Here is a 13,335-nt window from a genome sequence, read left to right as displayed (position 1 = left end):
ACAGAATGGCACGCGATACCCGCCGTACCACGAAGAAGAAGGTCTCCAAGAACATCGCCGCCGGTGTGGCGCATGTGAATTCTTCTTTCAACAACACCAAGATCCTGATCTCGGACGTGCAGGGCAACGCCATCTCGTGGTCGTCTGCCGGCACCATGGGCTTCAAGGGCTCGCGGAAATCGACCCCCTACGCTGCACAGCTGGCCGCCGAAGACGCGGGCAAGAAGGCGCAGGAACACGGCGTGAAAACGCTTGAAGTCGAAGTGCAGGGCCCTGGTTCGGGCCGTGAATCCGCACTGCGCGCCCTGGCCGCCGTCGGTTTCAACATCACCTCGATCCGTGATGTGACCCCGATGGCCCACAACGGCTGCCGCCCGCCGAAACGCCGCCGGGTCTGAGTCTATCGATTTTTGATTGAGGCCGCGCGCAGGCGCATGGCCTCAATTCGTCATTTTAACCTCGGGCGCTTTTGCCTTTCGGACATGAGGCCAAAGCAGGAATGGAGGGACGTATGATCCACAAGAACTGGGCTGAACTTATCAAGCCGACCCAGCTTGACGTGAAGCCGGGCAACGATCCGACCCGCGTGGCCACTGTCGTTGCCGAACCGCTGGAACGCGGCTTCGGCCTGACCCTGGGCAACGCGCTGCGCCGGGTTCTGCTGTCGTCGCTGCAGGGTGCGGCGATCACCTCGGTTCAGATCGACAACGTGCTGCACGAATTTTCGTCCGTGGCCGGTGTTCGTGAAGACGTGACAGACATCGTGCTGAACCTCAAGGGGGTCAGCCTGCGCATGGAAGTCGAAGGGCCCAAGCGCCTGTCGATCAATGCCAAGGGGCCGGGTGTCGTCACCGCCGGTGACATTTCCGAATCCAACGGCATCGAGGTTCTGAACAAGGACCACGTGCTGTGTCACCTGGACGATGGCGCGGACCTGTTCATGGAACTGACCGTCAACACCGGCAAGGGTTACGTGTCGGCCGACAAGAACAAGCCCGAGGATGCGCCCATCGGCATGATCCCGATCGACGCGATCTATTCGCCGGTCAACAAGGTCAGCTATGACGTGCAGCCGACCCGCGAAGGTCAGGTTCTGGACTATGACAAGCTGACGCTGAAGGTGGAAACCGACGGATCGATCACGCCGGAAGACGCGGTGGCCTATGCCGCCCGCATCCTGCAGGATCAGCTGTCGATCTTCGTCAACTTCGACGAGCCCGAAAGCGCCACCCGCCAGGACGACGATGACGGTCTCGAGTTCAACCCGCTGCTGCTCAAGAAAGTCGACGAGCTGGAGCTGTCGGTGCGGTCTGCCAACTGCCTGAAGAACGACAACATCGTCTATATCGGGGATCTGATCCAGAAGACCGAAGCCGAGATGCTGCGCACCCCGAACTTCGGCCGCAAATCCTTGAACGAGATCAAGGAAGTGCTGTCGGGTATGGGTCTGCACCTTGGCATGGATGTCGAGGACTGGCCGCCAGACAACATCGAAGACCTGGCCAAGAAGCTCGAAGACAGCTTCTAGGGCCGGTGGGTCACAGACCCACCCTACGACATCTGCGTAGGGTGGGTTTTCAACCCACCACCACCACCCGGGCATCCCGCCCCAATGACGGGCAGGACACGCATCCTGCCCCGGACAAAGCATCAGGCCAACCAAGGCCACAAAGGAGAAAGAAACATGCGTCACGCAAGAGGATACCGCCGCCTGAACCGCACCCACGAGCACCGCAAGGCGCTGTGGGCGAACATGGCCGGCTCTCTCATCGAACACGAACAGATCAAGACCACGCTGCCCAAGGCCAAAGAGCTCAAGCGCGTGATCGAAAAGCTGGTCACCCTGGGCAAGCGCGGCGATCTGCACGCGCGCCGTCAGGCCTCGGCCCAGCTCAAGCAGGACATGCACGTCGCCAAGCTCTTTGAAGTGCTGGGCCCGCGCTATGCCGAACGTCAGGGCGGCTATGTCCGCGTTCTGAAGGCCGGGTTCCGCTATGGCGACATGGCGCCGATGGCGATCATCGAATTCGTCGACCGCGACCGCGATGCGAAAGGTGCCGCCGACAAGGCCCGCACCGCCGCCGAGGAAGCTGCCGACAGCTGAGCGCCGCTCAGGGCCGACACAAAGAAACCCGCGCCAGCCCGGCGCGGGTTTTTCTTTTGGTCATACATCGGATCAGGCCGATCAGGCCGCGTCGAGTTCCTTCTTCACCAGCCGTTCGATCTCATCGACCGGATGGTTGGCGAGGTTCTTGTCGATCTCTGCGATCACCCGGTCGGTGACTTCCTTGTGCATTTCCTCGCGCAGAATCCCCAGGATTTTGGGGGCCGCGACGATCACCAGCTTTTCGAACCGGCCCGCATGGGCGTCCTCGTAAAGCCGGTCGGACAGATCGCTGGCAAACCGCTCTTTCTGAAGCTCGTGCCAGTCGGTGTCATCCAGCGCCGAGCGTTGCTGCACCCCGCCATCGTTCATCCGGCCCGGCCGGTTGGCCGATTGTTCCAGATCCGACGGGTTCTCTTCGGTCTGCTTTTCCATGAAGTCGAGATTCGGATCGGCGTGATCGGTCAGATTGCGCAGGAACAGGACCTTTTCGCTGTCCGTGACCACCACCCAGGTGCCTTGCTGAAGCTCTGCCATCTCAATCGTCCTTTCCGGTGCCGTGATGCCCGCCAAGGCCGCCCTGGCCCTGTTCGTCGGACTTGGTCACGCGGGTCGCGCCGGGGCGCGTTTCGGTCGCGCGTTTCAGGCTGTCACGCGTGCCGACCTTGCGTTCCAGATTGCCGTCGGCGCGGCCCTGCTGGCCGGGTGTCGGCACATCGTCAGTCAGCTCTTCCGTTTCGCTGCGTCCGTCTTTGGATCTCTGTCGCTCTGCCATTGCATCGCTCCTTGCTGATGGGGCGGGTGGCATCGGATCAATGCCACCCTGTCGAAGGGAAACGGCCGACGGGATGCCTCAGTTCCGCCGCGCGCTGTCCGGGGCGTTGATTTCGCGCCGCAGCTTGCGCATATGCAGGGCATGAAGCACCTGATTCCCGCATGGCTGGCCGTCGTGATCCTGGCGGTGTCGCCCGCGTCCGCCCCGGCGCAGCAAGAGGTCGTGCCGCAAAGCCGGGCCGAGATTTCGCTGACCTTCGCGCCGCTGGTGCGCGAGGCGGCCCCGGCGGTCGTCAACATCTATGCCAGCCGCGTCGTGCAGACCCGCAGCCCGTTTCAGGACGATCCGATCTTTGGCAATTTCTTCCGCGATTTCGGGCAGGCCCGGCCAAGGGTGCAGAATTCGCTCGGCTCCGGCGTAATCCTGTCGGAAGACGGCATCGTCGTGTCGAACTATCACGTGGTGGGGCAGGCGACCGACATCCGCGTGGTGCTGAACGACCGGCGCGAATATCAGGCAAGGGTGCTGCTGGGGGACGAGGAATCGGATTTGGCCATCCTGCGGCTCGACGGGGCGACGGACATGCCGCATCTGTCGCTGCGCGACAGCGACACGGTCGAGGTGGGCGAACTGGTGCTGGCCATCGGCAATCCTTTCGGCGTCGGTCAGACGGTCAGCAGCGGCATCGTGTCGGGGCTGGCGCGGTCGGGCACGGCCACGGGCAATGCACGGGGCTATTTCATCCAGACCGATGCGCCGATCAATCCGGGCAATTCCGGCGGGGCGCTCGTGGATGTGAAGGGGCGGCTGATCGGCGTCAACACCTCGATCCTGACACGCTCGGGCGGGTCGAACGGAATCGGCTTTGCGATCCCGTCAGCGCTGGTGGCGCAGTTCGTCGAACAGGCCCGCGCGGGCAACGACCGGTTTCAGCGGCCCTGGGCCGGCGTCAACGGCCAGCCGGTGGATGCGGATCTGTCGGAAAGCCTGGGGCTGAGCGTGCCGGGCGGGGTGATCCTGTCGCAGCTGCACGCGTTCAGCCCGTTCCGCGCCGCGGGCTTCACCACCGGCGATGTGGTGACGGCGGTGGACGGCCAGCCGGTGAATACGCCGCCCGAGATGCTTTATCGCATGTCGGTGCGCGGCATCGGGGCCGACGCGCAGGTCACGCGCCGCCGCGGCGGGGTGGAAGAAACCGTGGCCGTCACCATGATCGCGCCGCCGGATCAGCCGCCGCGCGATCAGCGCGAACTGGGCCGCCGCGACGTGCTTCCCGGGCTGGTGGTGGCCAACGCCAACCCCGCTGTCGTGGCGGAACTGGGGCTGCCCCTGACCGCCGACGGGGTGGTCGTGCTGGAACCGGGGCCGTACGGGGGCCGCGTCGGGCTTCGCCGCGGCGACATCCTGCGCAGCATCAACGGCGTTCCCATCCGCCGCCCGGGTGAGGTCGGGGACGTGCTGCGCCGCGCATCACCCCGCCTGCAGGTCGAGGCCGAGCGCGGCAATCGCCGCGTGTTCTTGCGGTTCCGGGGCTAGCTTTGGCGGATCTCTTCTCAGACCAGGACACCGGCGCGGTGCCCGACACCGCCCACCGGCCCCTGGCCGACCGGTTGCGCCCGCGCACCCTGGCCGAGGTTATCGGGCAAGAGCAGGTGCTGGGGCCGGATGCGCCGCTGGGCACGATGCTGGCGTCGGGATCGCTCGGGTCGCTGATCTTTTGGGGCCCGCCGGGGGTGGGCAAGACCACCATCGCCCGGCTTCTGGCCGATGAAACCGACCTGCATTTTGTCCAGATCAGTGCGATTTTCACCGGTGTGCCGGACCTGCGCAAGGTCTTTGACGCGGCGAAGCATCGGCGCGCGAACGGGCAGGGCACTTTGCTGTTCGTCGACGAAATCCACCGCTTCAACAAGGCGCAGCAGGACGGGTTCCTCCCGCATATGGAGGACGGGACGATCCTGCTGGTGGGGGCCACGACCGAAAACCCCAGCTTCGAGCTGAACGCCGCCGTTCTCAGCCGCGCGCAGGTGCTGGTGCTGGAGCGGCTGGACCTCGCTGATCTGGAACGCCTGACCCAGCGGGCGGAGAAAGAGATGGGTCGCGCTCTGCCGCTGAACGGCCCCGCGCGCGAGGCGCTGCTGGAGATGGCCGATGGCGACGGGCGCGCGCTCTTGAATCTCATCGAACAGGTGATGGCCTGGAAGGTCGATGGCAAGCTTGACACCGACGCGCTGACCACACGGCTGATGCGGCGGGCGGCGCAGTACGACAAATCCGGCGACGGGCATTACAACCTGATCTCGGCGCTGCACAAATCGGTACGCGGGTCCGATCCCGATGCCGCGCTTTACTGGTTTTCGCGGATGCTGGACGCGGGCGAGGATCCGCGCTTTCTGGCACGGCGCATCACCCGCATGGCGGTCGAGGATATCGGACTTGCCGATCCGCAGGCGCAGGCGGTCTGCCTGCAAAGCTGGGAAGCCTACGAACGGCTGGGCAGCCCCGAGGGCGAACTGGCGCTGGCGCAGGCTGTGATCTACGTGGCGCTGGCGCCGAAATCCAACGCGACCTACGTGGCCTACAAAGGCGCGCGCAAGGCCGCCAAGGCCAGCGGGTCGCTGACCCCGCCCAAGCATATCCTGAACGCGCCGACCAGCCTGATGAAGGACCAGGGCTATGGCAAGGGCTACGCCTATGACCACGATGCCGAAGATGGCTTTTCGGGTCAGGACTATTTCCCCGAAAGCATGGGGCGGCAGGAATTCTATGCCCCGGTGGAGCGCGGGTTCGAGAGGGATCTGAAGAAGCGGGTGGAGTACTTCGCCCGGCTGCGCGCGAAACGCTAGACGCGGGTGCCGTGCGGCATCGCTTGACATCGCACCGGTGCCGCGCGATGGACGCGGCATGATCGGTCATCTGTCCTTTGTCGCACTTGGCGGCGCCATCGGCGCGAGCCTGCGGTTCCTTCTGGGGCACGCGGTGCTGCGGATTGTGGGACCGGGGTTTCCGGTGGCGATCATGGGTGCCAACATCCTTGGCTCGTTCCTGATGGGGGTCTTTGTCGTGGTGGCCGCACAGCGTGGGCTGGGGCATCTCAGCCCCTTTGTCATGACCGGGCTGCTGGGCGGCTTCACCACCTTTTCCGCCTTTTCGCTGGAGACCGTCACGCTGATCGAGCGCGGCCAGACCGGGCAGGCGTTGCTGTATGTGGCGGTGTCGGTCATCGGGTCGATCCTTGCGCTGATGGCGGGGCTTTGGCTGGCACGCGGGGTCTTTGCATGAGCGGTGTCCAGACACTGACCATCGGTCCAGACGACAGCGATCAGCGGCTTGACCGCTGGCTGAAACGGCAGTTTCCGCATCTGGCGCAGGGCCGGATCGAAAAGATGTGCCGCAAGGGCGAATTGCGCGTCGACGGCGGACGGGTCAAGGCCAACACGCGGCTGCAGACCGGCCAGCAGGTGCGCATCCCGCCGCTGCCCGAACCGGGGCAGGTGACATCCGGCCCCAAGACCGAGGTGACGGCGGCGGATGCGCGGATGATCCGGGACTGCGTGATTTACAAGGACGATCAGGTGATCGCGCTGAACAAGCCGCCCGGCCTGCCGACCCAAGGCGGCAGCAAGCAGACCCGCCATGTGGACGGGCTGGCCGAGGCGCTGAAGTTCGATCTGGAGGAAAAGCCGCGGCTGGTCCACCGGCTGGACAAGGATACCTCGGGCGTGCTGCTGCTGGCGCGCACGCGGGCCGCGGCCAGCGCCCTGACCGCGTCGATGCGGCACAAGGAAACGCGCAAGATCTACTGGGCGCTCGTCGCCGGGGTGCCGACGCCGTACCTCGGGGAGATCAAGTATGCACTGGTCAAGGCCCCGGGCCACGGCAAGGGCGGCGAGGGCGAAAAGATGATGGCACTGCACCCGCGCGAGGTCGACACCGTGCCCGGGGCGAAACGCGCGCATACGCTTTACGCCACGCTTTACCGCATCGCGGGACGCGCATCCTGGGTCGCGATGGAGCCGCTAACGGGGCGTACCCACCAGCTGCGCGCGCATATGGCCGAGATTGGCCATCCGATCATCGGCGACGGCAAATACGGCGGTTCGGGGCAGGAAAACCTGGGCGACGGCTGGGGTGCGCAACTGGGCGGCATCATCTCGAAAAAGCTGCATCTGCACGCCCGGATGCTGCGGTTCGAACACCCCGAGACCAAGCGCGAGGTGACGATCACCGCCGAGATGCCCGAGCACATGAAACACAGCTGGGACACCTTCGGCTGGACCGAGGATCTGGCCGCGGAAGACCCGTTCGAGGCGCTTTGAATGGCCGATGATCTGAAGCTGGTGGTGTTCGACGTGGACGGCACGCTGGTCGACAGCCAGGCGGATATCCTGGCGGCGATGCAGGCGGCGTTCGACGGGGCGAACCTGCCGCTGCCGGGACGCGAGGATCTTCTGGGCATCGTTGGCCTGTCGCTGCCCGAGGCGATGTCGCAGCTTGTGCCGGGGATCAAGACCGATGCGCGGCGCAACCTCGTGGCAGGCTACAAGGCCGCCTATATGGATCTGCGCGCGGAAAACGGCGTCGCCGTGTCCTCTCCGCTTTATCCGCATGTGCGTGGGGTGCTCGACGGGCTTTTCGAGATACCTGAGGTGATCCTGGGCGTCGCCACCGGCAAATCGCGCCGCGGCCTCGACAAGCTTCTGGACGGGCATGACCTGCGCGGGCTTTTCGACACCACGCAAACCGCCGACGATCATCCGTCGAAACCGCATCCTGCCATGCTTCGGGCCGCGCTGGCCGATACGGGCGTGGCAGCACAGCGCGCGGTGATGGTGGGCGACACCAGCTATGACATGGAAATGGCCCGGGCGGCGGGCATGGTCGCCATCGGCGTCGGCTGGGGCTATCACAGCCGCGACCGGCTGGCGGATGCGCATATCGTGATCGACGACATCCGCCTGCTGCCCGGCCTTCTGACCCAGATATGGGAGCAAACCGCATGAGCGAATGGGCCCCGAAACGGTTCTGGAAACAGGCCGAAGTGACCGAGGCGCCGGATCACTTCAGCGTCGCGCTGGATGGTCGACCGGTGCGCACCCCGGCCAAAGCGACGCTGACCCTGCCGACCCGCGCAATGGCGCAGGCGGTGGCCGGGGAATGGCAGGCGCAGGGCGACCGGATCGACCCGCTCAGCATGCCTGTCACACGCTCCGCAAATGCCGCCATCGACAAGGTCGCGCACCAGCATGCCGAGGTGGCCGAGATGCTGGCGGCCTATGGCGACAGCGATCTGCTGTGCTACCGCGCCGACAGCCCGCAAGAACTGATCCAGCGCGAGGCCGAGGCCTGGGACCCCTATCTGGACTGGGCGGACGCGACCTTTGGCGCGCGGCTGGAGCCGCGTCAGGGCATCATGCATGCGCCGCAGGATGCGGCGGCACTGGACCGTCTGCGCGCACCGGTGCACGCGATGACCGCCTTCCAGCTGGCCGCGTTTCACGATCTTGTGTCCCTCAGCGGATCGCTCGTGCTGGCCTTTGCCTGCGTTCACAATCTGACGGGACCCGAGGAAATCTGGCAGGTTTCGCGCGTGGACGAGCTTTATCAGGCAGAGCTCTGGGGGGCCGATGAAGAGGCGGAAGACACTGCAAACCGCAAGAAAACTGCGTTTTTGCATGCGCATTTGTTCTTTTCTCTGGCCACGCCCCAAGGTTTGCCGGGCTAAGCTGCCTTACGAAGGGGCATGTGCACGCGAACAGGGCGGTTTTCCGGCCAATCGGCTTGACCTTGCAAGCTGAATCCGCCCAAACTCGCCCCCACAAAGGGGGACGCTCCCTACTTTGGAGTCAAAGGTCCACAAGGACCGTCCGATCTGCCTTATCAAGAGGCGGACAAACAGGAAGAGGTTAACATGAAAAAAACCGCAATTTTTGGCGCGCTTACCGTTGCTGGCCTGGCGGCCGGCGCAGCAAGCGCCGCCACCCTTGACGATGTCAAGGCGCGCGGCACGCTGAACTGCGGCGTGACAACTGGTCTTGTCGGCTTTGCGGCACCGGATGCCAACGGCGAATGGAAGGGTTTTGACGTCGGCGTCTGCCGTGCTGTCGCCGCCGCCGTTCTGGGCGACCCGTCCGCCGTCGAATTCGTGCCCACCACCGGCAAGACGCGCTTCACCGCGCTGGCGTCCGGCGAAATCGACCTGCTGGCACGGAACACCACCTGGACCTTCACCCGTGACGTCGACCTGAAGTTCGAATTCGTCGGAATCAACTACTATGACGGCCAGGGCTTTATCGTGCCCAAGGCGTTGGGCGTGAGCTCGGCCAAGGAACTCGATGGCGCGACCATCTGCATCCAGACCGGCACCACGACCGAGCTCAACCTTGCTGACTACTTCCGCAAGAACAACATGAACTACGAGCCGGTGCCGATCGAAACCAACGCCGAAGGCCAGCAGCAGTACCTTGCCGGGGCCTGCGACGCCTACACCACCGACGCGTCCGGCCTTGCCGCGACCCGCGCGGCGTTTGAAAACCCGCAGGATCACGTGGTTCTGCCGGAAATCATCTCGAAAGAGCCGCTGGGCCCGCTCGTGCGCCACGGCGACAACGACTGGGGTGACATCGCACGCTGGACCCTCAACGCGCTGATCGCGGCCGAAGAATACGGCGTGACCTCGGCCAACATCGAGGAAATGGCCGCAGGCACCGACAACCCGGAGATCAACCGTCTTCTGGGCACCGAGGGCAACCTGGGCGAGATGCTGGGGCTGAGCGCCGACTGGGCCAAGATGGCGATCGCGGCCGGTGGCAACTACGGCGAACTGTTCGAAAAGAACATCGGTGAGAACACACCGATCGGCCTGTCGCGCGGTCTGAACGCGCAGTGGACCGACGGCGGCCTGCTCTACAGCCCGCCCTTCCGCTAAGACGACCCAAGGGGGCGCAGATCACTCTGCGCCCCTTTCCCCATCCGGGGACACCAAGACCACCCAGGCCGGTCAGATGGGATCAACCCGTCGGCGCAAGAACCTGGGGAACTCAGGGATGCCATCATGACCACATTCAGCGACCCGCCACAGGCGTCGTTCCGGCTTTCAATGCTTGTGAACGATACCCGGTATCGTGCTTATACATTTCAATTCATCGCGCTTATGCTGATCATCGCCCTGTTCGCCTATCTGGGGTCGAACCTGGTGGCGAACCTGCGGGCCGCCGGTCTGAACATCGGCTTCGACTTTCTGTCCGACACGGCCAATTATGACATCAACCAGAGCCTTATTGAGTACGACAGCCAGTCGTCGCACCTACGGGCGGCGCTTGTGGGGATCCTCAACACGCTGTTGGTGGCCTTCCTGGCCTGCGTCACCGCCACGATCATCGGCGTGATCGCCGGGATCGCGCGGCTGTCTCCGAACTGGCTTATGCGCAAGCTGATGGCGGTCTATGTCGAGGCGTTCCGCAACGTGCCGGTGCTGATCTGGATCATCATCATCTTTACCGTGATGACCGCCGTGCTGCCTGCGCCGAGCGCGTTCCGGGGCGAAAACCCCTCTGCCAGCATGCTTTTCGGGGCATTTGCCCTGACCAACCGCGGTCTTTACCTGCCTGCGCCGATCATGGGTCCGGGCAGCTGGATCGTGATCATTGCCTTCATCGCGTCGATCGTTGGCGTCTTCGCCTATCGCAAGTACGCAACCAAGCTGCTTTATGACACCGGTCGCCTGTTGCCGACGGGCTGGCCGTCGCTGGCCATTCTGGTGCTGCCGACACTCTTTCTCTACATCCTGCTGGGCCGTCCGATCACGCTGGAATATCCCGAATTGCGCGGCTTCAACTTCCAGGGCGGCATTCAGGTCCTGGGCTCGCTGATCGCGCTGTGGTGGGCGCTGGCGATCTACACCGGCGCCTTCATCGCGGAAAACGTGCGCGCCGGGATCCAGGCCGTCAGCAAGGGCCAAACCGAAGCCGCCGCATCGCTGGGTCTGCGGCCCAAGCGGATCATGAACCTAGTCGTGCTGCCGCAGGCGCTGCGGGTGATCATCCCGCCGCTGATTTCCAACTACCTCAACATCACCAAGAACTCGTCGCTGGCGATCGCGGTGGGCTACATGGACGTGACCGGCACGCTGGGCGGGATCACCCTGAATCAGACCGGGCGCGCCATCGAATGCGTGCTGCTACTGATGCTGTTCTACCTGGTCATCAGCCTGTCGATCTCGGCGTTCATGAACGTCTACAACAACCGCATGAGACTGAAGGAGCGCTAGGATGTCGGATACCCATCAGCAATCCATCGGCTTTGTGCGCGACAGCATGCTGCCGCAGGTCGCCCCGCCCGCGTCGGAGGCGGGGGCCTACAAGTGGATGCGTCAGAACCTGTTTCTGAACATCCCCAACACCATCCTGACGCTCGCGGCACTGGCGGCGATCTACTATCTTCTGTCGGGGTTCCTTCCCTGGTTCCTCAACGGGGTCTGGGACGCGCCCAGCATCCGCGAATGCCGCGACATCCTGCAGGGTAATGCGGGGGGCTGTTTCGCGGTCCTGACCGAACGCTGGAACCAGCTGCTGTTCGGGTTCAAATACCCCAGCCACCTGTATTGGCGGCCCGCGCTGGCCTTTGTGCTGCTGTTCGTGGCCATCGCGCCGGTGCTGTTCCGCAAGGTGTTTCCGGCGCAGATGCTGATCTTTACAGCACTCTATCCCTTTGTCGCATACTTCCTGATCTGGGGCGGGTCGATCCTGATCCCGGTCTTCGCACTCCTGGGCTTCGTTGTCGGCTATCTGGTCTATTCCAAGCTCGTGCAGCGCAGCTTTGCCGCCGGGTTCTTCGGCGGCATCGCCGCGACGCTGGTGTTCTGGTGGCTCACCGGCTTTGTCCCGGTCGAAGGCGTTCTGGCGACCGAGGCGGTGCCGTCGCGCGACATGGGTGGGTTCATGCTGAACCTGATCCTGGGCACGGTCTGCGTGTCGCTGTCGATCCCGATCGGGATCGCGCTGGCGTTGGGGCGTCAATCGGACATGCCGGTGATCAAGTGGATCTGCGTGTTCTTCATCGAATTCATCCGCGGCGTGCCGCTGATCACGCTGCTGTTCGTGGCGAACGTGGTGCTGGCCTATTTCCTGCCGCCGGGCACCAACTTTGACCTGATCCTGCGGGTGATCATCATGATCACCATGTTCGCCTCGGCCTATATCGCCGAGGTGATCCGGGGCGGTCTGGCGGCGCTGCCGACCGGCCAGTACGAGGCGGGCGATTCCCTCGGGCTGGATTATGCGCAGAAGATGCGGCTGATCATCCTGCCGCAGGCGCTCAAGATCTCGATCCCGGGCATCGTGAACGTCGCCGTGGGGCTTTTCAAGGACACCACGCTGGTCTCGGTCATTTCGATGTTCGACATGGTTGGCATGATCCGCGGCCCGATTCTGGCCTCGACCGAATGGAACGGCGTCTATTGGGAACTGCTGGGCTTTGCCGCGCTGCTGTTCTTCGTCGTTTGCTACGGCATTTCGCAATATTCGCAATGGTTGGAGCGTCAGCTTCAGACCGATCACCGTTAAGGAGCTGAGAAGATGGCTGAAGCTGCTCAGATGAAGGTCTTGGACGAGGTCGCGATCCAGATCGAGAACATGAACAAGTGGTACGGCACCTTCCACGTGCTGCGTGACATCGACCTCACGGTCTATCGCGGCGAACGGATCGTGATTGCCGGCCCCTCGGGTTCGGGGAAATCGACGCTCATCCGTTGCATCAACGCGCTCGAGGAACATCAGAAGGGCCGGATCACCGTGGATGGCACGTTGCTGTCCTCGGACCTCAAGAACATCGACCGCATCCGGTCAGAGGTCGGGATGGTGTTCCAGCACTTCAATCTCTTCCCGCATCTGACGATCCTGGAGAACTGCACGCTGGCCCCGATCTGGGTGCGCAAGACGCCCAAGAAAGAGGCCGAGGAAACCGCGATGCATTTCCTTGAAAAGGTGAAGATCCCCGAACAGGCCGACAAGTATCCCGGCCAGTTGTCGGGCGGCCAGCAGCAGCGTGTGGCCATCGCCCGGTCGCTGTGCATGAAGCCGCGGATCATGCTGTTCGACGAACCGACATCGGCGCTGGACCCGGAGATGATCAAAGAGGTGCTCGACACCATGGTCAGCCTGGCCGAGGAAGGCATGACCATGCTTTGCGTCACGCACGAGATGGGCTTTGCCCGGCAGGTCGCGAACCGAGTGATCTTCATGGACGCCGGTCAGATCGTCGAACAGAACGAACCCGAAGAGTTCTTCAACAACCCGCAGCATGAACGCACCAAGCTGTTCCTGAGCCAAATCCTGGGGCACTGACGTCCGGGCGCGTTATAAAGCGTGACTCGATTGGCTTGAAACGGCCTCGAGCGGACCTTGCGCAAACAGGGTGAGGAGCCGCGCCATTGCAGCCGCGTGGGGGCGCGACTGCG

Annotated in this window: 15 protein-coding genes; 13 read left to right on the top strand and 2 right to left on the bottom strand. The window is 63.9% G+C overall.

Translation table 11 applies throughout. The annotated features are described in order from the left end of the window. Positions 1-5 precede the first annotated feature (5 nt). The 3 genes from rpsK (at position 6) to rplQ (ending at position 2,104) form a co-directional block, all read left to right on the top strand. On the top strand, positions 6-398 hold the full coding sequence (gene rpsK / locus ACOXXX_RS06770; RefSeq protein WP_114510787.1) for a 30S ribosomal protein S11: 393 nt from the start codon (positions 6-8) through the stop codon (positions 396-398). Positions 399-511: 113 nt separating this feature from the next. Then, positions 512-1,528: a DNA-directed RNA polymerase subunit alpha gene (locus ACOXXX_RS06765; RefSeq protein ID WP_422825792.1), complete on the top strand. Its 1,017-nt coding sequence runs from the start codon at positions 512-514 to the stop codon at positions 1,526-1,528. Positions 1,529-1,684: 156 nt separating this feature from the next. Further along, complete coding sequence (gene rplQ / locus ACOXXX_RS06760; protein ID WP_422825791.1) at positions 1,685-2,104, top strand: 50S ribosomal protein L17; 420 nt, start codon at positions 1,685-1,687, stop codon at positions 2,102-2,104. An 81-nt stretch (positions 2,105-2,185) separates the two neighbouring features. Here rplQ and ACOXXX_RS06755 read toward each other — a convergent pair whose 3' ends face one another. Together ACOXXX_RS06755 and ACOXXX_RS06750 are read right to left on the bottom strand one after the other, a co-directional pair. After that, positions 2,186-2,641 carry a host attachment family protein gene (locus tag ACOXXX_RS06755; protein WP_422825790.1) on the bottom strand — a complete coding sequence of 152 codons (456 nt, stop codon included), beginning with the start codon at positions 2,639-2,641 and terminating at the stop codon, positions 2,186-2,188. 1 nt (position 2,642) lies between these two features. Further along, a complete protein-coding gene (locus ACOXXX_RS06750) occupies positions 2,643-2,879 on the bottom strand; it encodes a hypothetical protein (RefSeq protein WP_422825789.1) in 237 nt (78 codons plus the stop codon). Positions 2,880-3,020: 141 nt separating this feature from the next. Between ACOXXX_RS06750 and ACOXXX_RS06745 the strand changes: the two genes are divergently transcribed. The 10 genes from ACOXXX_RS06745 to ACOXXX_RS06700 all read left to right on the top strand — a co-directional run bounded on the left by ACOXXX_RS06745 (position 3,021) and on the right by ACOXXX_RS06700 (position 13,222). Further along, positions 3,021-4,415, top strand: coding sequence for a trypsin-like peptidase domain-containing protein (locus ACOXXX_RS06745; protein ID WP_422825788.1), 1,395 nt, complete (start codon positions 3,021-3,023; stop codon positions 4,413-4,415). Between the two features lie 2 nt (positions 4,416-4,417). Then, a complete protein-coding gene (locus ACOXXX_RS06740) occupies positions 4,418-5,725 on the top strand; it encodes a replication-associated recombination protein A (RefSeq protein ID WP_422825787.1) in 1,308 nt (435 codons plus the stop codon). A 58-nt stretch (positions 5,726-5,783) separates the two neighbouring features. After that, positions 5,784-6,161, top strand: a complete 378-nt coding sequence (gene crcB, locus ACOXXX_RS06735) for a fluoride efflux transporter CrcB (protein ID WP_422825786.1) — start codon at positions 5,784-5,786, stop codon at positions 6,159-6,161. After that, positions 6,158-7,198 (top strand): RluA family pseudouridine synthase, encoded by a 1,041-nt coding sequence (locus tag ACOXXX_RS06730; protein WP_422825785.1) that lies wholly within the window; start codon positions 6,158-6,160, stop codon positions 7,196-7,198. The genes crcB and ACOXXX_RS06730 overlap by 4 nt, the downstream gene beginning before the upstream one ends. Further along, the gene (locus tag ACOXXX_RS06725) at positions 7,199-7,882 is read left to right on the top strand and encodes an HAD-IA family hydrolase (RefSeq protein ID WP_422825784.1); all 684 of its coding nucleotides are present in this window, start codon (positions 7,199-7,201) and stop codon (positions 7,880-7,882) included. Further along, positions 7,879-8,604 (top strand): ATP12 family chaperone protein, encoded by a 726-nt coding sequence (locus ACOXXX_RS06720; RefSeq protein ID WP_422825783.1) that lies wholly within the window; start codon positions 7,879-7,881, stop codon positions 8,602-8,604. The genes ACOXXX_RS06725 and ACOXXX_RS06720 overlap by 4 nt, the downstream gene beginning before the upstream one ends. Before the next feature lie 186 nt (positions 8,605-8,790). Beyond that, positions 8,791-9,807, top strand: a complete 1,017-nt coding sequence (locus tag ACOXXX_RS06715) for an amino acid ABC transporter substrate-binding protein (protein ID WP_422825782.1) — start codon at positions 8,791-8,793, stop codon at positions 9,805-9,807. A gap of 126 nt (positions 9,808-9,933) precedes the next feature. Then, on the top strand, positions 9,934-11,148 hold the full coding sequence (locus ACOXXX_RS06710) for an amino acid ABC transporter permease (RefSeq protein ID WP_422825781.1): 1,215 nt from the start codon (positions 9,934-9,936) through the stop codon (positions 11,146-11,148). Between the two features lies 1 nt (position 11,149). Further along, positions 11,150-12,442 carry an amino acid ABC transporter permease gene (locus ACOXXX_RS06705; protein WP_422825780.1) on the top strand — a complete coding sequence of 431 codons (1,293 nt, stop codon included), beginning with the start codon at positions 11,150-11,152 and terminating at the stop codon, positions 12,440-12,442. A 12-nt stretch (positions 12,443-12,454) separates the two neighbouring features. Continuing rightward, on the top strand, positions 12,455-13,222 hold the full coding sequence (locus ACOXXX_RS06700) for an amino acid ABC transporter ATP-binding protein (RefSeq protein ID WP_422825779.1): 768 nt from the start codon (positions 12,455-12,457) through the stop codon (positions 13,220-13,222). Positions 13,223-13,335: the final 113 nt, after the last annotated feature.

It is taken from the genome of Thalassococcus sp. BH17M4-6, from assembly GCF_049323015.1.
Lineage (GTDB): Bacteria > Pseudomonadota > Alphaproteobacteria > Rhodobacterales > Rhodobacteraceae > Puniceibacterium.
The sequence above is the reverse complement of the archived record's forward strand: the minus strand, read 5'-3'. Positions and strand labels throughout refer to the sequence as shown.